This is a genomic window from Ancylobacter polymorphus (assembly GCF_030813495.1).
Classification (GTDB): Bacteria; Pseudomonadota; Alphaproteobacteria; order Rhizobiales; family Xanthobacteraceae; genus Ancylobacter; species Ancylobacter polymorphus.
In genome coordinates, this window is sequence record NZ_JAUSUI010000012.1 from 1 (window position 1) to 18905 (window position 18905).

Genomic DNA, 18905 nt, shown 5'->3' on the forward strand with positions numbered 1-18905 from the left:
TTGGCTTCGGGTGCGACGTCGCCTTTGAAGTCTACCGCGCCATGCTCGCCGCCTCTCCTGCCGCGCCGGGCGCTGAGGTGGAGCCGGTGGCGTGGCAGTGGCGGTTCCGAGCGCCGAACAGCGATAGCCCCGCCGCAGCGCAATGGTCTTCGTGGGCGGATGGGCGGGCGCCAGAACTGCGCGCGTCCGTCTATCAGACAGAAGAGCGCCCCCTCTACACCCACCCCCTCGACGCCGCCACGGTGCGCGCCGAGGCGAGGAGAGAGGCGGTGGCGGAAGCGGCCCGTATCGTTGAGGCGGAATGCAAGCGGATCCTTGCTCAACAGAACGGACGCATCCCGGAGGTTGACACGCAGCTGCGCATGATTGCGCTGCTCTTGCCCGATATCGCCGCCGCGATCCGCGCACTCGCCGACAAGGGGGAGGCGGAGTGATGAAGATCACGGTGCTGAACGCCGAAGGAGAAGATATCTGGCGCGTGCCGGGGCTGATCGCAGTGTATCGGCGCGCCGGGTTCGCAGATGGGAACCGACCGCGTCGGCAAGATTGCGTCATCTACGGCGGAGAAGGGCGGGAGCGGGTAGCGGCCGTGTGGGGCGGCCCTGATCATATCCGGGTCGTCTTCCCCGCCCCTCCCAGCGCACAGGGAGGCGGGGATGCGACCTGACGCGATGCTTTACGGGCAGAAGATCGTCACGTGCCCTTACCTGACCGTCACTGTCGAGGATTGGACTGGCGTCAGGTCCCCTTCACGGGCGATCAGGCGCCGCCGGCAGGGGCACCGCCAGAACGTCGCTTACCGCATTGTGCCAGACCCGAAGGCATACCTGATCGGCGGCGTCTTCCACATGCACCCTGACATGCTGGCGGAAGTTCAACGGCGCGCCGCCACCCGCGCCGCTCTCCCCCAGGAGGATGGCCGGTGATCGCAAGGCTCATTCTCGCCGCAACGCTGGCTCTCGCCGTCGGCCCTGCTCTCGCCGGCATCTACGTCACCGACGGCGACACCATCGTCCTGACCGCTCCAGGCCGGTCGCGAGAGGTCGTGCGGATCGTCGGCATGGACACGCCCGAGACACGGCAGGCGAAATGCGATGCCGAGCTGCGGCGCGGACTGGAGGCAAAGGCAGCGCTGATCCGGCTGCTGTCGGCGGCGTGCGGGGATCTTGGCCGGGCCGATGCGCGGCGCTGCCTGATCGTAACCCGCCTTCCCCGCCCGGACCGCTACGGCCGGACGCTCGCGACCATCAAGGCCGCCGGCCGCGATGTGACAGCAGCGATGATCGGCGCCGGCTTGGCGCGTCGCTACGACTGCCCCGGTGGGCGGTGTCCCCGCCGCGCCGGATGGTGTGGGGAGGCGGGATGAAGCGCAAGGCCATCGTCTTCGAGCGCATCCGGGCCGATGCAGCGGCCGGCATCCTTGGCGTTGAGGTTCGCACCGTGCAAGCCTTGGCGGCGCGCGGCGAGGTTCCAGGGGCGGCCAAGATCGGCGGGCTCTGGACCTTCGATGAATCCGCGCTGCGATCATGGATCAAGGAGCGAACGCAATGCCAGAAAGACCGACGGCCCCGAAGCACTGCTACTGGCGAGGGGAAACGCTCTGGGCGCGGTTTACCGTTGCAGGCAACGAAGTCCGCGAGAGCCTGCGAACAAGCTCTCCGCGAGTTGCGGCGAAGCGTGTAGCCGAGATGAGGGAGAAGGCCGTCGGCCGCGCCAAGTTCGGCGAGGAGCAGCGGCTTTGGGAAGACGCCATCGTCGCCTGGGCGAGCTATATCCGGCAGCAGGTTGGATCGCCGCGCACGGTGAAACGCTACGCCGATTCGCTCGTCATCGCCGGCCGCTCGCTTGCCGGCATGCCGATCTGCGATATCGGGAAGGCCGAGATCAACCGCTTCGTCGCGACGCGGCGTGCTGGCGGCGTGACCAACGCCACGATCCGACGCGACCTGATGGCGATCTCGTCGCTGCTCGACTTCTCGGAGGATGAGGGCTGGCGAGAGGGCAATCCGGCGCTCGACAAGATGCGGCGGCTCAAGGAGAACCGCGACCCCATCGTCTTGCCGGACGAAGACGATTATCGATTCGTCCTGTCCCGCCTGGCGCCAGCCTATGCCGACATGCTGCGCGCTGCCCGCGCCACCGGCATGCGGCAGGATGAGCTCGTGCGAGCGACGCGGAAGCAGTTCAACGTCGCCGGCCGCAGCCTGCTGGTGCGCGGCAAGGGGAACAAGCAGCGGGCGATATCGCTGTCCGAGGAGGCTGCAGCGATCTTCGAGCGGCAGCCGGCATCGCTGCTGTGCGACAACATCTTCCACGTCAACGGCAAGCCGATCGCCCAGGCCGCGTTCGTCTATTCACGCGCACGGCGGGCGGCACAGAAGGCGGCACAGAAAGAGGGGCGTGCGTTCCGGGGTTTCCGCTTCCACGACATGCGCCACCTCTACGCCGTGGAGTTCCTGCGGGATGGCGGTGACATCTACACCCTCAAGGAGCATCTTCGGCACTCCTCGGTGAAGACGACCGAGCTCTATCTCGACTTCCTGACGCCCGAGGAGGCTGAAGCCGCCAAGCGCGGAAGGCTTGACCCTCGCGCCGCGTTGGGCGAAGAAGCGATTGTGAGCGCCCGGAAGGGATAGGCACAAAGCACGACACATGACCATCGGTCTGCGCCGTGCGGAGTATCGACTAAGACTTTGATACGCCTTGGGAATGTGCGCTTAATGCCGGCTTAGCACAGCGGTAGTGCAGCGGTTTTGTAAACCGAAGGTCGGGGGTTCGATCCCCTCAGCCGGCACCATCCAGCATCCTGGCAGGCGCGCGCCAGAACGCTCCTCATTCCTCGTCGGAATAGCGCTCTTCCCGCCAAGGGTCGGCGTGGTTGTGATAGCCGTTCTCCTCCCAGAAGCCGCGCTTGTCGGCGACGACAAACTCGATCTTCTTCAGCCATTTGGCGCTTTTCCAGAAGTAGAGATGCGGCACGACCAGCCGCGCCGGGCCGCCATGCTCGATGGTGAGCGGTTTGTCCTCCCAGCTGTGGACGATGAGAGCGTCCTCGGCCGCGAAGTCCTCCAGCGCCAGATTGGTGATGTAGCCGTCATAGGAGTGGAGAAGCACGAAGCGCGCGGTCTCACGCGGCATCACCACATCGAGCAGGTCACGGGTGGCGAGGCCTTCCCAGTGATTATCGTAGCGCGACCACGTGGTAACGCAGTGAATATCCGTCGTTTCGCGGGTCTGTTTCTGCGCGCGGAAGGTCGCCCAGTCCCAGGAGACGGGATGCTCCACCTCACCCGTTACGTCGAGCCGCCAGCGATCAAGTGCGATACGCGGCTGCATACCGAGGTCGAGCACCGGCCAGTCGCGCACGAGATGCTGGCCGGGAGGCAACCGGTCCTCTTCCGGGCGGGCGACACGGCCGGTGAGAAATTTGCCGGCCCGTGCCCAGGCACGCTTGGTGCGGGTGAGCTTGCTGTCGGGCGGGAGGTCCCCGCTCTCATCAACGGGGAGATGCGGCTCGGGTGTGTCCGCCATGGACCGGGCTCCTTCTCTGGAGGGACGCCCGATCCTAGCAGTGTCCGGCGGCGCGGGCTTTTCCTTTCCCACGCCACCCCTTCACATTCAGGCATTCACGCGGCTGTGTTCGGCAGGCGGCGCGTCGGGCGCGGGGCTGTGATGATGCCCCGCAACGGCCTGCCCCGCCGTTGTCGGCCGGCGCTTGCGCTGAAGCATGTTCAGGCCTTCCACCAAGGCCGAGAACGCCATGGCGGCATAGATGTAGCCCTTCGAAACATGGGCGCCGAAACCTTCCGCGATCAGCGTCGTGCCGATGAGCAGCAGGAAGCCGAGCGCGAGCATCACGATGGACGGGTTGCGGTTGATGAAATTCGCCAGCGGGCCGGCAGCGAACAGCATTGTGAGGACCGCAAACACGACGGCGATGACCATGATCGGAATGTGCTCGGTCATGCCGACCGCCGTGATGATGCTGTCGACCGAGAAGACGAGGTCGAGGATCAGGATCTGCACAATGGCCGCGCTGAAGCTGACCTGCAGGGTGCCCCCGAGGGACGCCTCCTGTTCGTCATGCGGCGCCATGCTGTGATGAATCTCCTTGGTCGCCTTCCACACCAGGAACAGGCCGCCGGCGATCAGGATGATGTCGCGCCAGGAGAAGGGATGGCCGAAAACGGAGAACACCGGCTCGACCAGGGTGACGATGATGGCGATGGTGCTGAGCAGGCCGAGACGCATGACCAGCGCCAGACCGATGCCAATCCGCCGGGCGCGAGGCCGGATATCTTCAGGTAGCTTGTTGGTCAGGATCGAGATGAACAGCAGGTTGTCGATGCCGAGCACGACTTCCATGGCGACAAGCGTAACAAGCGCTGCCCAGGCCGCCGGGCTGGCGGCAAGTTCCATCAAATATTCCACCGGATCACTCCCCAGAGATCGCCAAGAGACGGGTCGGCGCAGCCATGACCGCGCGGCGCATTAACGCACCAACGGGCCGTTCGGATCGAGACGGGGGTAAAATAATCATCTGCGAGACAATCCTGCCGGCGCGACGTCGGAAAGCGATCCGACATCACGCGAACGCCGGCGGCTCGCGTCAGAGGGGCCCGGATCAACGGGTCGTGAGAAACTAAGGCAGGCGCGCATCAATGCCATCCATCCTCTGCATGACAGATTGTCGCACCCTGCCAAATCATTCGATTTCCCCTCTGTGCGGCCAGGGGTTGCTGACGCTGAACCATGACGACAGGCAGTTGGTGATTTACGACAGTGACTTTCGTGCGCGGATTTACCGTGTCATCGTCCGTTCATCGCCCCGAACTAGAGCGAACGCCGTTTCGCCCTCCGGGGGCAAAGGGAGGTACTGATGACCCGCTTTTCTCGTCGCGACCTGATGAAGGTCGGCGCCTTCGCGATCGCCGCGCCCGCCGTGCTCCGCGCCCACGACGCGCTCGCCACCTCCGGCTCGCTCAACGTCTATGCCTGGGGCGACTATTTCGACAAGAACACGCTGCTGGCCGACTTCACCAATGCCACTGGCGTCAAGGTGAATCTGTCGACCTACGGTTCCAATGAAGAATGCGAGAACAAGCTGCGCGCCGCCGGCGGCAAGGGCTTTGACATCATCTTCCCGTCGGTCGACACCGGCCCCAACTACTACAAGGACAATCTGCTCCAGCCGATCGACGAGGCGAAGTTCCAGTCCTCCCTGATCATTCCCTCGATCTACCGCAACTCGCTCAAGCTCGGCGCGGCCTATCGCGGCAAGCGCTATCTCGTGCCGTTTGACTGGGGCACCGAGGGCATCACCTGGGATTCCACCAAGTTCCCCGGCAAGAAGTCCGGCGAAATCTCCTATGGCGACATGTGGCTCGCCGACCACCCGAAGCAGACCGCCATCCGCCAGAAGTCGGTTTTCAATGGCGTCGCGCTCTATCTCGACGCCACTGGCGAGCTGAAGTCGGACCGCGGCCTCGACCTCTACAAGTCCGAGGCTGATTCACGCCGCGTCTTCGAGGGCGTGCTCAAGTACATCCTCGCCCATAAGGGCAATATCGGCGCCTACTGGAACAACGCCACCGAGGCGACTGCCGCCTTCACCGACGCCGGCTGCACCATCGGCCAGACCTGGGATACGACCGGCATCCTGCTCCACCGCAACACCGACAAGAAGTGGAGCTACGGCATGCCGAAGGAAGGCGGCCTTGCCTGGACCGACACGCTCGGCATCCCCTCGGGCGCCGCGAATGTCGAGCAGGCCTACGCTTTTGCCAACTTCCTCTACCAGCCGGAAGTCGGCGCCCGCTTCGCCAACACCACCGGCTACAACAGCTGCGCCGCCGGCGCCCAGCAGTTCCTCTCCGAGGAAGCCCGGGCGGCGTTCGACGCGGCCTATCCGGCCGGCACCATAGACAACCTGTTCTGGTGGCCGATGCAGACGGACTTCTACGCCAAGCTGCGCGGCGAGTATGTCGAGAAGCTGACCAACAGCTGATACGGCGGTCTCGCACGACACCACGGCATCTCCGGGCCTCGCTCGGGGATGCCTGCCGCCCCGGCGGATTGCCTGTATGACGTGGACGGCCGGACGGACCGGCCAGGACGGACCCACCATGGCTGATACGACCCCGCTACGCGGCAAAGACGTGCGTCTCGACAAGGTGTCGATCCGCTTCGGCGATTCCACTGCCGTGCAGCCGACCGATCTTTCCATTCACGCGGGCGAGTTCTTCTCTATTCTCGGGCCCTCCGGCTGCGGCAAGACCACATTGCTGCGCACCATTTCCGGCTTCATCGAGCCTACCGCCGGCCGGGTGCTGATCGGCGGCGAGGACATGGCGGGCAAGGGCCCGAATGAGCGCCCTACCGCCCTGATATTCCAGAATCTCGCACTCTTCCCCTTGATGAGCGTGGCCGAGAACGTCGCCTTCGGGTTGGAAGCACGCGGCATGCGCAAGGCCGAGCGGCTGAAGCGCGCGCAGGAACTCCTCGAACTCGTGGCGCTTGGCGGTTATGGCGACAAGAAGCCGGCGGACCTCTCCGGTGGCCAGCGCCAGCGCGTCGCTATCGCCCGAGCGCTCGCAGTGGAGCCGGCCGTGCTGCTGCTGGACGAACCGCTCTCCGCGCTCGACCTCAAGCTGCGCCAGCACATGCGCAGCGAACTGCGCGCCATCCAGAAGCGGGTGGGCATCACCTTCATCTACATTACCCACGACCAGGGCGAAGCGCTCGCCATGTCCGACCGCGTGGCGGTGATGAGCCGCGGCAAGCTCGAGCAGGTCGCGGACGCTGATACGCTCTATGCCGATCCCGCGACACCCTTTGTCGCTACGTTCGTCGGCGAGCAGAATGTGCTCCGAGGCACAGTGGCCGGCGTCGCCGATACACGGGCGGTGGTCGACACCTCCATCGGCCGACTGGAGGGGCGGGTGAAGGGCCCGCTTCGCGTCGGCGAGGACGCACTGCTTCTCGTCCGCCCCGAGCGCATCGCTCTCGGCGGCACGGATGCAAACACCGTGGCCGTCCGTCTCGCGGCCCGCAGCCTGGAAGGTGCGTCGGTGCATCTGCAATGCGCCGCCGCCGGTCAGACGCTCACCGTCACCGTGCCGAACGGCCCATTGGTGCGCGAGTTGCCGGACGAACTTACCTTGTCTTTCGGTATCGATGATGCGCTCATCTACCCCGTGGGAGCACTCGCTCATGGGTAGCCTCGCCCGCGCCTATGGCCGCCCCCTCGCCGCGGTCATTGTCGGCATCGCCGTCGCCTGGGTACTCGTGCTGATTCTGGTGCCGCTGGGGGCCATGGTCGAGCAGTCGCTGTGGTGGCGGGAATCAAAGGGCGACGTGTCGCTCACCATCGACCGGCTCTACAATGACATCTCGCTGATGGAGCTCGACCGGCAAAGCGAAACCGACCCGGCGAAGAAGGCGATCCTCGACCAGAGCGTCTCGGAGAAGCAGGCTGAGATCGCCACGCTGGAAGCGCAGGAGAAGAACCCGCCGAAGAGCTACGGCATCGCCAACTTCACCCGCATGAGCGGCCTGCATTTCTACATCTTCGTGCGCACCATCTTCTACGCTCTGTTGGTGACGGCACTGGCGCTCGTCGTCTGCTACCCCGTCGCCTATGTCGTGGCGCTGGCGAGTGGCCCACGCAAGGCGATCATCCTGATGGTCGCGCTGATCGTCCCCTACGCGATCAACGAATTGCTGCGCGTCTATGCCTGGCTGATGATCCTGGACTATCGCGGCGTCATCAACGGCGTGCTGCAATGGATGGGGTTCATCAATCTCGACGCGCGCGAGTGGATCCCGTTCCTTGAAAATCCCTCGGCCGTCTTCCTGGCGATGATCTACACCTATGTCCTGTTCATGGTGTTCCCGATGGTGAACACGCTGGAGACACTGGACCGCAACCAGATCGAGGCCGCACGCGACCTCGGCGCCTCGACGCTGCGCATCCACCGCCGCGTCATCATCCCGCACGCAAAGCCCGGCATCGCGGTGGGTTGCATCATGACCTTCATGCTGTCGGCCGGCTCCTATTCCGTGCCGGCGATCATGACGCGCGGCCAGGGCGGCGACTGGTTCAGCCAGCTCGTCTACCGGCAGTTCTATGAGGCGAACAACTGGAACATGGGTTCGGCCTATGCCGTGTCGCTGCTCGTGGTCTGCACCGCCTTCATCCTCCTGATGATGCGCCTGTTCGGCGTCGGGCTGAGGGACATCGCGAAATGAGCACCGCCACCGAGAGTGCCGGCGCGCGGCTGGTGCTGAACATCTATATCGGCCTTTTCGTCCTCTACCTCTTCCTGCCTCTGGCGGTGATGTCGGCGGCGGCGTTCAATTCCTTCGACTACCCCTCGGTAACACAATGGCAGGGCTTTACCCTCAAATGGTTCGTCGCCCTTGCTCATGACCAGCGGCTGCTGCAGGGGTTGGTGAACTCCGTACTGGTCGCGCTCGGGGTGATCGTCGTCTCGATCCCGGCGGGCCTGTCGGGGGCACTGATCCTGACGCGGCTGGGACAGCGTTCCGGCACGATGCTCTATTCCGTGCTGGTCTCGCCGGTGCTGACGCCGGGTATCATCCTCGGCATCTCGAGCCTGATCTTCTGGCGTGAATTCGGCGTGCCGGGCGGCCTGTTCGTCGCCGTCATGGCGCAGTCCAGCTTCATCGCCTCCTACGCCATGCTGCTCTTTCTCGCCCGGCTGCAGCGACAGGATCGCACGCTGGAGGAAGCCGCGCTCGATCTCGGCGCCAGCCACACGCTGGTGTTTCGCCGCATCACCCTGCCCTTCCTCGCACCGACCTGCTTCACCGCCGCCGTCGTCGCATTCCTGCAATCGTTCGAGAACTACAACACCACGGTGTTCGCCATCGGAGGCGAGTGGACTCTTGTCACCGAGATCGCTTCGAGGCTGCGCTTCGGGCTCTCGCCGGTGATCAACGTCGTGGGCGTGATCTTCGTGGCGCTGACCCTGGTCGCCGCCATAACCTATGTCGTTCTGAAGCAAAAGCCGAAGACCTGAGGCAGCTGCAGCTTCGACATAACTCGAATTACTGGCTACACGCCGGGACCCGATAATTCGGGGCCTCCGATGTCGCGCACGCTCCGAACAACAACCTTTGGGGTTAGTTCATGCGCGCCGGCACCCTCGCCGCTTCCTGTCTTTTTCTCTGCGTTTTACCGCTGACGCCGGCCCTTGCCGGCAGCACCACACTTTCCGGCAACGTGACGACAGAGCGCGTCCCGGACGATTTCAGCGATACCAAAGGAACCGACTGGGGGCTCGGCATCGCCCACACCTTCGACAACCATTTCATCATTGCCGCGAATGGAAAGTACTACGACACGGCGCGAACCACCGACTACAAGGTCAATGTCGACGCATCCGTCGGCTACACGCACAATTTCGGCGCCTTCGCCCTGACGGGCATGGCCGGCATCGGCCAACATTTCATCGAGTCGGACGATCCCAGAAATTTCCCTTACTATTTCTTCAGCGTCGCGGCCGACATACCGATCACCAAGCAGTTCACCTGGACCGCGTTCAAGCTGCGCTACCGCAATGCCTTCGACACGGCCAACGATTACAACACGCCCGAAATCGCCACCGGCATCAGCTATTGGGCCACCGACCATACCGCCATCACGCTTTTCATCGAGCGCGACTGGACCGATGGCGAGCCCGCCTATAACGGCATCGAGCTTGGCTTCAAGCACAAGTTCTGAGCCGGCTATCATCACCCGAACGTGATGGCACTCGTCGTGACGGGCTCGCGCTGCGGCACTAGCCTGCGGCATCCCCCACGACCTTACGCCAACGTAACGGAGCCAGCGATGAGCCAGATGTCCCGCCGCCATGCGCTTGCCGGTGCCGCAGGCCTCGCCGCGATGCCCGCCGCCCTGCCGCTGCTCGCAAGTGTCTCCCCAGCCGCAGCACAAACCGTCACAGGCCAGCAGGTACCTGGACTCTATCGCTACCGTGTTGGCACAGCCGAGATGACCGCCGTGAATGACGGCATGCGAACCTTCCCGCTGGCCGACGGCTTCGTGCGCAACGCCTCCCGCGAGGAGATCAATGCCGCGCTGGAAGCCGCCTTCCAGCCGAAGGACACAATGTCGATCCCGTTCAATCCGCTGCTCATCAATAATGGCGGCAAGCTCATTCTCATCGACACCGGCAATGGTCCCCAGTCCGGCAATGCGCCGGTCGGGCGGCTGCAGGCCAATCTGGCCTGGGCGGGCGTCAAGCCGGCGGACATCGAGACGGTGGTCATCTCCCATTTCCACGGCGACCACATTAACGGCCTGCGCGCCGCCGATGGCGGGCTCGCCTTCCCCAATGCCGAGATTCTGGTGCCCGAGGCTGAATGGGCCTTCTGGATGGACGAAGGCGAGATGAGCCGCGCGCCGGAAGCGCTGAAGGGCAATTTCACCAATGTGCGCCGGGTGTTCAAGGACATCGACAGCAAGGTCAACCGCTATGGCTGGGATAAGGAGATCATCCCTGGCCTGACGAGTGTCGATGCCTCTGGGCATACACCCGGCCACACCGCCTTCATCTTCGCCTCGGGCAATGAGCGGCTGTTCATCCAGTCCGACACAACCAACACACCGATTCTCTTCGCTCCCCACCCGGAATGGCAGGTGCAGTTCGATATGGACGGGCCGAAGGCCGTGCAGACCCGTCGCCGCATCTACGACATGGTGGCGGCGGAACGGCTCCAGCTCACCGGCTACCACTACCCCTTCCCCGCCACCGGTTTTATCCGGAAGGAGGGCGAGGGCTACGCCGTCGTTCCGGCGCTGTGGCGCCCGGTGCTCTGACGCCGGCCGGCAGGTCGTGACTTGGCAAGACCGGCGGGGCGGGGCTATGTCTCGCCCCACCTGTTTCTGAACCGAGGACCGTCCATGTCCGATACTCTTCCCGATCGCCTGTCGAGCGACCCGAACAGCCCGTTCCACAATGCGGAGCTGCTGGAACGCGGCGTCGGCATCCGCTTCAAGGGCGCGGAGAAGACCAACGTAGAGGAATATTGCGTCAGCGAGGGCTGGATCCGCGTCTCGGTCGGCAAGGCCAAGGACCGTGCCGGCAATCCGATGACGGTCAAGCTGGTGGGCCCGGTCGAGCCCTATCTGCGCACGCCGGACGAGTAAGCGTCTCGACGGCGCACGGTGCATACGTATAGACATCGGTGCCGTCGCCGCCTTCCGGCCTTGCCATCTCAGCCATCGGGCAGTCCGCATGAACGAAGTCGCCCGCCCCGCCGGTCCGAGTCATGCCGAGGTTGACGCGTCAACCGCCTTGACCCGCATCGCCTTCGTGGCCAGTGAGGCGCCGGACGCGCTCCAGGCCCAAGGCCGGCTCGCGGCGCGCTATGGCACCGTGCCGGCGGAAGACGCCGATGTCGTCGTCGCGCTTGGCGGCGACGGCTTCATGCTGCAGACGCTGCACCGCTTCCGCGACAGCGGCACGCCGATCTACGGTATGAATCGCGGTTCGGTCGGCTTCCTCATGAACAGTTTTCGCGAGGAGGACCTGCCCGCGCGTATCGCCGCATCGCAGCGGGTGGTGATCCATCCGTTGATGATGGAAGCGACCGACATTAAAGGGCGCCAGCACCGCGCCTGGGCCATCAATGAAGTGTCGCTTATCCGCCAATCCTATCAGGCGGCGAAGCTGCGCATCGCCATCGACGGCAAGGTGCGGATGGAGGAGTTGATCTGCGACGGCGTTCTCGTGGCGACGCCGGCAGGATCAACGGCCTATAACCTCTCCGCTCAGGGCCCGATTCTTCCCATCGGCACGCCACTTCTGGCGGTCACCCCCATTTCCGCCTTCCGGCCGCGCCGCTGGCGCGGGGCGCTCGTGCCCGACCGCGCCCGCGTCGACATTGCGGTGATGGAGTTCGAGAAGCGTCCGGTGAATGCAACGGCCGATCATTTCGAAGTGCGCGACGTGGTGGCGGTGCGCGCACGGCTCGACGCCAATTCCTCGATGACCATGCTTGTCGATCGCGATCACTCGATCGAGGAACGTATCCTGGCCGAACAATTCGGCTGAACGGCGCTTATGCCGCGAGGGTCTGCCGTTCCGAACGCTCGCGCGCCTCGCTCTGCCAGCGGTGCAGCATGCCGACGATGCGATTGCCCTGCGCACTCTCACCGGCCTCTTCATAAGCCGCGAGCACCTCGTCGAGAATGCGCAGGCGTAGGCCCGGCTCCTCATCGAGATCATCGACATAGGCTTCGGACTGGACGACGCAGAGCGCGGTGCGAAAGGCAATGAACGCCCCGCGCGGCATCCCCAGCCGGTCGTAGAGCACGCGGAAGGCCTCGCCCGAACGGTCGGCGGCGAGAGCCGAGACGTGGTTGACGCCGATCCCGGAGAGGACGGAAACCGCCTCAAGGAAAAGCCGCATCTGCCCCGACAGCAGCGAGCGCAGCACCAGCGCCGAGGTCAACTCGCCCCTGGCCTGCAGGTCCTGAACCAGAGCACGGGTCTGGGTGAAATCCGTGGCCGCGATCTGGGTCACCGTGGCCTGGTCAACGGCCTCGCGCGCCAGCCTCGCGGCTTGCTGAGGGGAGAGCCACTGGCGCTCCTCGACAAAGGCCGACAACGCGCCGGCCACCACACGGATCAGCGCCTGATGCGCCGCCGCCGGCAGGTCCGGCCGGCCAAGCAGCGCCTCGCGTACTTCCGGCACCCGTCCAAAACGCGACACGATATGACCGAGGGCGAAGCCCGGCACGTCCGCCGTCGGGTTGCTCACCAGCGCCAGCACGGCCTCGACACCGCCGACCTCCGCCAGCAAGGCGGCGACGGGCGCCGGCAGGCTCGCCCGCCGCGCAATCGCCTGCTGTTTGTCGGCCTCGCCATCCGCGCAAAGGGCAATGAGTTCACGCACATTAAGTACGGCTGAATGTTCCAGCATCGTCTCGCCCGCCGCGCCTGGAAGCCGCGCAAGCTGAAGCGCCACATCAGCTGGCACGAGAGGGTGGCGGCACAGGGCCGAAGCGAGCTGAAACTGGACCATCGGCGAAGGGTCGGCCACCAGCGCCGGGAGGGCCTCGTCGATCTCGGCGCGCTCGGTCGCGCCTAGTTCGGGGCGCACATAGGCGCGGGCCAGAGCCGCGACCGCCTTGGCTCGCGCATCCTCCGGAGCGGTCCGCGCCCAATCCAGAAACTGCCGCACGATCATCGCGCACTCCCGGCCCGGTTCATCACGACAGCGATCGTGCACCGCGGCAACTTAAGAAAGCGTTGACCATAGAAGACGGGGCGGCCGGCTCTCAGTCGCCGCTGCCGTCCTGCCCATCCAGCGCATCCGGCGTCACCTGATCGCCGACGCGTACCTCGACCGCCTCGTTCTTGCCCGTCTCGACGGTGAACACCTTCGAGTAGGTCTTTCCCTGGTAGCGGGCGACCGCCGTGTATTCGCCTTCCGCCAGCACGAAGGTCGGCTCGGGATTGATCGATTCCTTGACGCTGTCGCCCCCCGGCGTACCGATCGACCATTGCGTCTCGGGCATGGGGTCGCCTCCGGCCACCTTCACCAGGCGCAGGGTCACCTCGCCCGCGCGGTGGTGCAGCGTCGCATCCGTCACCTTGCCCGCCGCCACCGCGAGATCCGCTTGGATCACCGCATTGCCGTCGCCATAGGTGGAGACGACATAATAGTCTCCGGCCGGCAGGATAATGAGATCTCCCGGATTTGCGCCGCGGTAATAGGGGCGGCTCGACGCCCGTCCCTGCAGAAAGCTGCCCTCGAACAAATCATAGGTGACCTTGTCCGCCGGCACCGGCTTGTCGCCGACATCGCTGTGCAGCGTCACCGCACCGGCCGGCACGACGAGTTGCTCGCGCCGCGATTCCTCGCCGACCACGATGCGCCGCGCGACGCTGGCGAGGCCATAGGCCACATGGACCACATAACCACCGGGCGAGAGGAAGAACACCGGCGCGGGATCGGCCGCTTCTGCCACCAGCGGATAGGCACCGGACGCTTCCGGCCGGTCGGCGAAGACGCGCCAGACGAGACCACGCGGAATCAACCCGTCCTTGTCGCCGAAACGGGCACTCATGCCGATCGCCACCTTTCCTGCCGGTGGCTGCGGCAGGATCGTATGCGGGTCGCCCCCCTCGGCGCGTCCGGTGGCGGGTATGCGCGCCGCCGGCCCGGCCGCGCCCGAAGGCGGGGGAGACGGCGCCGGCGCGCCGACAAAAGGCATGGCGCGGGATGGCTGAAACGGCGCCGAAGTGAAAGGCTGGGGTGATCGCGCTGGGGATGGCGCCTGAAAGGGGGCGAGTTGCGCAACGTTCCCCGTCGGCGACGAGGGCGTCACCTGCGCCAGGACACCGCCGCCGGAAAGCAGTATGGCGGCCAGGCTCAGTACCGCCGCACATCGACGAACGGGTGCGCCGGAACCAAGCGCGAGCGCTCGCCGGGTATGGCCAAGGAACTGTAGCACGGGAGGAAGGACACGTTGCGACATAGGCGCTTTAGGTGCCTTCAAACAGAGGCGAATTCAAGTCATCGGGATGCCCGATGATGGCCGCCCCCCTGCCTCGAGCCCATCCGGGAACGCAGAAAAGATCGATTGGCTCGCGCTGTTGTGCCCCCCTACGGGATGCGGCTTCCCGCGTGGATCAGACCGCGTGGCGCCCTCAGCCGCCGCTACCTCTTGCGCGGCGTCCTCCAACGGTCCGTGTCGTGCTCGACGCCACCTAAATCAAAGCCGCGAAGGCACGACGAAGCGGCGCGCGCCCCCGCCTGAGACTGGAGCGCTGCCGGCAAAAGCGCTCCGCTGTTTCACCGGAACTTGCAGGCAATGACGTTCCGAGCGGACATGAACAGAGCCCTCCGCAAAGAAGCCTCGCAAAGCGTCGACTTCCGTATCGGAGCTACCGTAGGCTCCGCTGCGCCGCCATCGCCAGTTCCGGCGGGACGTCGCGCCTCGCCTCCGACGGGATCATCAGCTGAGCGGCAAGGAGACCGCATTGCGGCTGAGCTTCGCCCGCTTCACGGTGGCGGGATGCGGGTGCGCTCGGCAAGCTCACCGCACTAGCGCCGCAGGAGCCCTCGCGGCACTACCAGCGCGAACGGCCGGATGCCCCCAGCATCTCGACATCAAAAAGAAGCTCGCCCGCCTTCAAAAGGCGTCGGTCATCGCATCACCGGCAACCCGTGGGGAGCCGGCAAGGGCCGGCTATCACGTCCTGCACGTGACTATAGACGACTGCGCCCCTCTCGCCTGTGTGCAAATGCCACCCGAGGAGCAGCGCGGTGCGACGGCGTGCCTTTTCCTACCAACCTGGCCCCGTGTCCGGGCACGCAGCGCCCGTATCCAGCGAGTGGCTACCGACCATGAGCCAGCGATAGCGCCAGACTGTTCCGCGATGCGTCGGATGCTGGGATCCAACATATCCGCACGGGGCCCTACACGCCGAAGACCAACGGCGTAGCCGAGCACTTCATCCCCTTCCTGCTGCGAAGTGGCCTTTCATACCCGTTCCGATCCTTCCATCGAAGGGCCGCGAACCTGCCAAGAGGGCTTGCCCGCCCAACGCGAGAGGCCACTGCCTGGCCTCGCCAGAAGAACGCCCGTTCAGTCTCCTCCGAAACAATCTGACGAGAAGTCACCTCCTGGAACTTCATAAGTCGGCTTGCGCGCAGAGCTTCACGCTCGTCTCTCCGATCCGTCGGCAGGACGCCTCTCGATCAGCGGATGGCCCCGTCTTCGGGAGAACGTGACCAAGCCCTGTTATTATCGCGTTGTGATTCTCCGAGCCGCATTCTCGCGCCCGAGAACGGCCAGCCCCGTATCTCCCTGAGGTGGCTCACCCGGCTGCCTCGTCGCCTTTCCAGCGCGCTCACCGTGGACTTTTGCCAATGACTGCCGACGGCCCCACCCTCGACCTGCTCCGGACACGCAAGAGCCCCAAGGTGTTCGACCTCACCTTTCCGGGCCCGAATGAGATCGAGCTCGATTCCATGTTGGCCATAGCTACGCGCGTACCGGATCACGGCAAACTCGCGCCGTGGCGTTTCATCGTGTTCGAGGGAGAGGCACGGGCGCGCGCCGGCGATGCCATCGCGGCCGTCTTCGCCATCGACAACCCCGAAGCGGAGCCGGAGCGGACCACCCTTGAACGCAACCGGCTCTGCCGGGCGCCGCTCGTGATCGCCGTCGTTTCACGAGCGGCACCGCACGCCAAGATTCCGGAATGGGAGCAGACCCTGTCAGGCGCGGCGGCCTGCACACTCCTGCTGCTCGCCGCACACGCGCATGGCTATGCCGCCACCTGGCTGACGGAATGGTACAGCTATGACCCTCGCATACGCGCCACGCTGGGGCTGTCAGACGCGGAGCGCTTCATCGGATTTCTCTACATCGGCACGCTCGCCCGCCCGCAGGAGGATCGCCCCCGACCGGCCCTCGCCGATCTCGTCACGCGGTACTGATCCATGTTCTACGAACCCGCTCTCGGCAATCATGGCCTGCCGCACAACCCGCTGAAGGCGCTCGTGGCGCCGCGACCGATAGGTTGGATTTCGACAGTGTCTCCGGAGGGGAAGCCCAATCTCGCTCCCTATTCCTTCTTCAACATCGTCAGCGAGAGCCCGGATATCGTGATGTTCTCCAGCGCGGGGCTGAAGGACACCGTGCGCAACGCGATGGCGACCGGGGAGTTTGTCTGCAATCTCGCCACGCGTGATTTGATCGATGAGGTGAACATCACCTCGACTCCACTGCCGTCTGGCGAGAACGAGTTCGAATTGGCGGGACTGGCCCAGGCGCCCTGCCGCCTTATCCGCCCACCACGCGTCGCGATTTCCCCCTGCTCTCTCGAATGTGTCTGGATTGACACAGTCGAAATGACCGATCGCCGCGGCCAGCGGGCTGGATATCACGTGACCTATGGGGAGATCATCGGCATCCACATCGATGATCGATTCATCGAGGCCGGCCGAGTCTGCACCGAGAAGTTGCAGCCATTATCGCGCGCCGGCTACTTCGACTACGCGTGGATCGACGCTGTCACATCCGTGCCACGCCCCCGCTAACGGCCAATCCGGGGCGCGCCACGACCGACGCGCGCCGTCCGCGCTCGCCCCTTCACCACTGCCTGCGTGCCGCAACTAGCAGGCAACCGCCTGCACATATCCGGTAGCGGCGTAATCAAGCATCACTCGGTCGCGGGTCATCAGCCGGTAGCCCTGATCACGCGCTGTGGCGATCAGAACACGGTCTACAGGGTCGAGGGGTGGCAAGCCTGGCAGGAAGGATGACGCGATCAACGTCTCTGGATTCATGAGCGCGATGCTCATGCCAGGCAAGCCGGCGAGCGCCGCAAACCACTTCGCCGGCTCCATCGCCAGCCGTACTCGGCCCTGCTCTACCAGGCGACCGAGTTCCCACGCGGACATCGGTGAAATCGAAATCGGCGCCCCGCGCAGCCGAGCTTCAATCAACGTACCCCGGGCCTCGTCCGAGATCGGTGCTCCCTGTGCCACCCAAAGTGCGGCGCAGGTATCGAGAAGAAGCGGCATGCCCATGACTAGTTCTCCTCCGTCCACTCACGTCCATCCAACGGACTATATTCCTTTGACAACTCTTCCGACGACGACAGGCGCTCGGTCTGCCAGGCCCCGTCTGATGGCTCGACCGGATGAATGGGGTCTTCTTCACCCACCCCATCGTAGAGATAGATCGGAGCCGTGCTGGGCAACGTCAGATCGGTTCCAGCTTCGATATGAACCGTCCCTTTCAACCCCCCGAACAAGCCAGCCAAGGGAGACCCCGTCGACGCTGGCGCAACCCGACTCACATCTCCTGTCGAGAGCTGAGGAACGCTACGCGAGAACACCAGCCTGCGCGCCGTCATGTCTACGTCCTCAGAACGAAACCCGGCTGCCAGCCACGCTTTGGTCATCACACTGTTGGTTGGGTTGTTGCTCCACCACGCCCGATGATTGAACGCAGATTGTGGAAGTTTTGACCCAACAATTCGCTCTATATCCTCGAATGACATTGATATTCTTGGCTGCGTCCGACTTGCCAAAAACGTCGTCAGCGAACTGTATTTCGACATGATCCGATCTCCCAGAAAAGCAAAGTGCCTTTTAAACATAAGGTACTGCATTCCACTGACATACTCAAGAGCCCCGACATCGCCTGCAGACAGGTGGTTGGACCAAGCCGCCCGCCCTCCATTTCACCAAGCGGCCGACAAATCGCCGACGGATATCGCCAAAATTTTCCCCCTTACATCGACACAACCCCACATACATCTCGCACATTTTGGGTCCTCGACAGGCATCATGCGCGATGTCAGTTTCCTACCGTAACCTCATATTTTAATTCCCACTTTTTTCAACGCTAGGCGGTCGCCGCCTTGTGAATTTCATCAGCTTTGACAATACAGTAACTTTATTTTTCATACACTAATTTTTCAACATTCGAGACGCGAGAGCTTTGCGCTCCACGCAGCACTCGTCGCTGAGGCGCTGGCGGATGGGGAGAGCTCAACCGGCAGAGCCATCGCCCGCATTGTGCATAGAGTTCGTTCCAACCAAGAGCACCCCAGCGAGACGCGGCGGGGCTTCACGGACGACCCAGCCGGGGACGAAACCCGAGATTATCTGCTTTAAGTTCCTAATGTTGACTTATATGTACCTCGATACCTGGAATCGACAAATCACTTCCGGAATCGTCTATAAATACCTGCGATATAATATTTTTTATTGCAGATGAATGCGCCGGCGCAAGGCGCCCTCTTGGCCACTCACGACACGATAGCCGATTGATACATATTATGCATAAATAGCCTGCTGTCTCAGGCCGCTCACCTTTGTGCGCCCGAAGCCAGAAATAGGCACTG

Annotated in this window: 20 protein-coding genes, 1 tRNA gene and 1 pseudogene; 16 read left to right on the top strand and 6 right to left on the bottom strand. The window is 64.2% G+C overall.

Going from position 1 to position 18905, the window contains the following annotated elements; translation table 11 throughout:
* The 6 genes and pseudogenes from J2S75_RS20915 to J2S75_RS20940 all read left to right on the top strand — a co-directional run.
* Positions 1 to 434: pseudogene (locus tag J2S75_RS20915) on the top strand (hypothetical protein); the annotation flags it as partial.
* Between the two features lie 222 nt (positions 435 to 656).
* Positions 657 to 926, top strand: a complete 270-nt coding sequence (locus J2S75_RS20920; protein WP_307022938.1) for a hypothetical protein — start codon at positions 657 to 659, stop codon at positions 924 to 926.
* Positions 923 to 1366, top strand: coding sequence for a thermonuclease family protein (locus J2S75_RS20925; RefSeq protein WP_307022940.1), 444 nt, complete (start codon positions 923 to 925; stop codon positions 1364 to 1366). Before J2S75_RS20920 ends, J2S75_RS20925 begins: the two co-directional genes overlap by 4 nt.
* Entirely contained in the window at positions 1363 to 1683 is a 321-nt protein-coding gene (locus J2S75_RS20930) for a helix-turn-helix domain-containing protein (RefSeq protein WP_307022942.1), read from the top strand. Before J2S75_RS20925 ends, J2S75_RS20930 begins: the two co-directional genes overlap by 4 nt.
* A gap of 5 nt (positions 1684 to 1688) precedes the next feature.
* Positions 1689 to 2636, top strand: coding sequence for a tyrosine-type recombinase/integrase (locus J2S75_RS20935; RefSeq protein WP_307022944.1), 948 nt, complete (start codon positions 1689 to 1691; stop codon positions 2634 to 2636).
* A gap of 86 nt (positions 2637 to 2722) precedes the next feature.
* A tRNA-Thr gene (locus J2S75_RS20940) sits at positions 2723 to 2797 on the top strand.
* Positions 2798 to 2832: 35 nt separating this feature from the next.
* Here J2S75_RS20940 and J2S75_RS20945 read toward each other — a convergent pair.
* Positions 2833 to 3531 (bottom strand): sulfite oxidase-like oxidoreductase, encoded by a 699-nt coding sequence (locus J2S75_RS20945; RefSeq protein ID WP_307022946.1) that lies wholly within the window; start codon positions 3529 to 3531, stop codon positions 2833 to 2835.
* A gap of 87 nt (positions 3532 to 3618) precedes the next feature.
* Positions 3619 to 4431: a TerC family protein gene (locus J2S75_RS20950; RefSeq protein ID WP_307022948.1), complete on the bottom strand. Its 813-nt coding sequence runs from the start codon at positions 4429 to 4431 to the stop codon at positions 3619 to 3621.
* A gap of 448 nt (positions 4432 to 4879) precedes the next feature.
* On the opposite strand from J2S75_RS20950, the gene J2S75_RS20955 reads away from it, so the two are divergent.
* The 8 genes from J2S75_RS20955 to J2S75_RS20990 all read left to right on the top strand — a co-directional run bounded on the left by J2S75_RS20955 (position 4880) and on the right by J2S75_RS20990 (position 12083).
* Positions 4880 to 6007 (top strand): extracellular solute-binding protein, encoded by a 1128-nt coding sequence (locus tag J2S75_RS20955; protein ID WP_307022950.1) that lies wholly within the window; start codon positions 4880 to 4882, stop codon positions 6005 to 6007.
* 118 nt (positions 6008 to 6125) lie between these two features.
* Positions 6126 to 7220, top strand: a complete 1095-nt coding sequence (locus J2S75_RS20960; RefSeq protein ID WP_307022952.1) for an ABC transporter ATP-binding protein — start codon at positions 6126 to 6128, stop codon at positions 7218 to 7220.
* Positions 7213 to 8250 carry an ABC transporter permease gene (locus tag J2S75_RS20965; RefSeq protein WP_307022953.1) on the top strand — a complete coding sequence of 346 codons (1038 nt, stop codon included), beginning with the start codon at positions 7213 to 7215 and terminating at the stop codon, positions 8248 to 8250. Before J2S75_RS20960 ends, J2S75_RS20965 begins: the two co-directional genes overlap by 8 nt.
* Complete coding sequence (locus J2S75_RS20970; RefSeq protein ID WP_307022955.1) at positions 8247 to 9044, top strand: ABC transporter permease; 798 nt, start codon at positions 8247 to 8249, stop codon at positions 9042 to 9044. Before J2S75_RS20965 ends, J2S75_RS20970 begins: the two co-directional genes overlap by 4 nt.
* A gap of 110 nt (positions 9045 to 9154) precedes the next feature.
* A complete protein-coding gene (locus J2S75_RS20975) occupies positions 9155 to 9748 on the top strand; it encodes a hypothetical protein (RefSeq protein ID WP_307022958.1) in 594 nt (197 codons plus the stop codon).
* 108 nt (positions 9749 to 9856) lie between these two features.
* A complete protein-coding gene (locus J2S75_RS20980; RefSeq protein ID WP_307022960.1) occupies positions 9857 to 10846 on the top strand; it encodes an MBL fold metallo-hydrolase in 990 nt (329 codons plus the stop codon).
* A gap of 84 nt (positions 10847 to 10930) precedes the next feature.
* Positions 10931 to 11176, top strand: a complete 246-nt coding sequence (locus J2S75_RS20985; protein WP_307022962.1) for a DUF3297 family protein — start codon at positions 10931 to 10933, stop codon at positions 11174 to 11176.
* 88 nt (positions 11177 to 11264) lie between these two features.
* A complete protein-coding gene (locus J2S75_RS20990; protein WP_307022964.1) occupies positions 11265 to 12083 on the top strand; it encodes an NAD kinase in 819 nt (272 codons plus the stop codon).
* 7 nt (positions 12084 to 12090) lie between these two features.
* Here J2S75_RS20990 and J2S75_RS20995 read toward each other — a convergent pair whose 3' ends face one another.
* Entirely contained in the window at positions 12091 to 13221 is a 1131-nt protein-coding gene (locus J2S75_RS20995) for a DUF2336 domain-containing protein (protein WP_307022966.1), read from the bottom strand.
* 91 nt (positions 13222 to 13312) lie between these two features.
* On the bottom strand, positions 13313 to 14104 hold the full coding sequence (locus J2S75_RS21000; protein ID WP_307022968.1) for an RgsD C-terminal domain-containing protein: 792 nt from the start codon (positions 14102 to 14104) through the stop codon (positions 13313 to 13315).
* A 1808-nt stretch (positions 14105 to 15912) separates the two neighbouring features.
* Here J2S75_RS21000 and J2S75_RS21005 point away from each other — a divergent pair.
* Positions 15913 to 16485, top strand: a complete 573-nt coding sequence (locus J2S75_RS21005) for a nitroreductase family protein (RefSeq protein ID WP_307022970.1) — start codon at positions 15913 to 15915, stop codon at positions 16483 to 16485.
* 3 nt (positions 16486 to 16488) lie between these two features.
* Positions 16489 to 17088, top strand: a complete 600-nt coding sequence (locus J2S75_RS21010) for a flavin reductase family protein (RefSeq protein ID WP_307022972.1) — start codon at positions 16489 to 16491, stop codon at positions 17086 to 17088.
* A gap of 75 nt (positions 17089 to 17163) precedes the next feature.
* Here the strand turns inward: J2S75_RS21010 and J2S75_RS21015 are convergent, their stop codons facing one another.
* Positions 17164 to 17580, bottom strand: coding sequence for a type II toxin-antitoxin system VapC family toxin (locus tag J2S75_RS21015; protein WP_307022974.1), 417 nt, complete (start codon positions 17578 to 17580; stop codon positions 17164 to 17166).
* Between the two features lie 2 nt (positions 17581 to 17582).
* Positions 17583 to 18116, bottom strand: a complete 534-nt coding sequence (locus J2S75_RS21020) for a DUF7662 domain-containing protein (RefSeq protein WP_307022976.1) — start codon at positions 18114 to 18116, stop codon at positions 17583 to 17585.
* Positions 18117 to 18905 lie beyond the last annotated feature (789 nt).

What these genes read in the sequence shown, in the direction of transcription:
- J2S75_RS20955 (WP_307022950.1), top strand. Translation starts at nt 4,880, where the DNA reads ATGACCCGCTTTTCTCGTCGCGACCTGATGAAGGTCGGCGCCTTCGCG.
- J2S75_RS20975 (WP_307022958.1), top strand. Translation starts at nt 9,155, where the DNA reads ATGCGCGCCGGCACCCTCGCCGCTTCCTGTCTTTTTCTCTGCGTTTTA.
- J2S75_RS21000 (WP_307022968.1), bottom strand. Translation starts at nt 14,104, where the DNA reads ATGAGTGCCCGTTTCGGCGACAAGGACGGGTTGATTCCGCGTGGTCTC.
- J2S75_RS21010 (WP_307022972.1), top strand. Translation starts at nt 16,489, where the DNA reads ATGTTCTACGAACCCGCTCTCGGCAATCATGGCCTGCCGCACAACCCG.
- J2S75_RS20960 (WP_307022952.1), top strand. Translation starts at nt 6,126, where the DNA reads ATGGCTGATACGACCCCGCTACGCGGCAAAGACGTGCGTCTCGACAAG.
- J2S75_RS20990 (WP_307022964.1), top strand. Translation starts at nt 11,265, where the DNA reads ATGAACGAAGTCGCCCGCCCCGCCGGTCCGAGTCATGCCGAGGTTGAC.
- J2S75_RS20920 (WP_307022938.1), top strand. Translation starts at nt 657, where the DNA reads ATGCGACCTGACGCGATGCTTTACGGGCAGAAGATCGTCACGTGCCCT.
- J2S75_RS20970 (WP_307022955.1), top strand. Translation starts at nt 8,247, where the DNA reads ATGAGCACCGCCACCGAGAGTGCCGGCGCGCGGCTGGTGCTGAACATC.
- J2S75_RS20945 (WP_307022946.1), bottom strand. Translation starts at nt 3,531, where the DNA reads ATGGCGGACACACCCGAGCCGCATCTCCCCGTTGATGAGAGCGGGGAC.
- J2S75_RS20930 (WP_307022942.1), top strand. Translation starts at nt 1,363, where the DNA reads ATGAAGCGCAAGGCCATCGTCTTCGAGCGCATCCGGGCCGATGCAGCG.
- J2S75_RS20980 (WP_307022960.1), top strand. Translation starts at nt 9,857, where the DNA reads ATGAGCCAGATGTCCCGCCGCCATGCGCTTGCCGGTGCCGCAGGCCTC.
- J2S75_RS21015 (WP_307022974.1), bottom strand. Translation starts at nt 17,580, where the DNA reads ATGGGCATGCCGCTTCTTCTCGATACCTGCGCCGCACTTTGGGTGGCA.
- J2S75_RS20935 (WP_307022944.1), top strand. Translation starts at nt 1,689, where the DNA reads ATGAGGGAGAAGGCCGTCGGCCGCGCCAAGTTCGGCGAGGAGCAGCGG.
- J2S75_RS21005 (WP_307022970.1), top strand. Translation starts at nt 15,913, where the DNA reads ATGACTGCCGACGGCCCCACCCTCGACCTGCTCCGGACACGCAAGAGC.
- J2S75_RS21020 (WP_307022976.1), bottom strand. Translation starts at nt 18,116, where the DNA reads ATGTCGAAATACAGTTCGCTGACGACGTTTTTGGCAAGTCGGACGCAG.
- J2S75_RS20995 (WP_307022966.1), bottom strand. Translation starts at nt 13,221, where the DNA reads ATGATCGTGCGGCAGTTTCTGGATTGGGCGCGGACCGCTCCGGAGGAT.
- J2S75_RS20965 (WP_307022953.1), top strand. Translation starts at nt 7,213, where the DNA reads ATGGGTAGCCTCGCCCGCGCCTATGGCCGCCCCCTCGCCGCGGTCATT.
- J2S75_RS20985 (WP_307022962.1), top strand. Translation starts at nt 10,931, where the DNA reads ATGTCCGATACTCTTCCCGATCGCCTGTCGAGCGACCCGAACAGCCCG.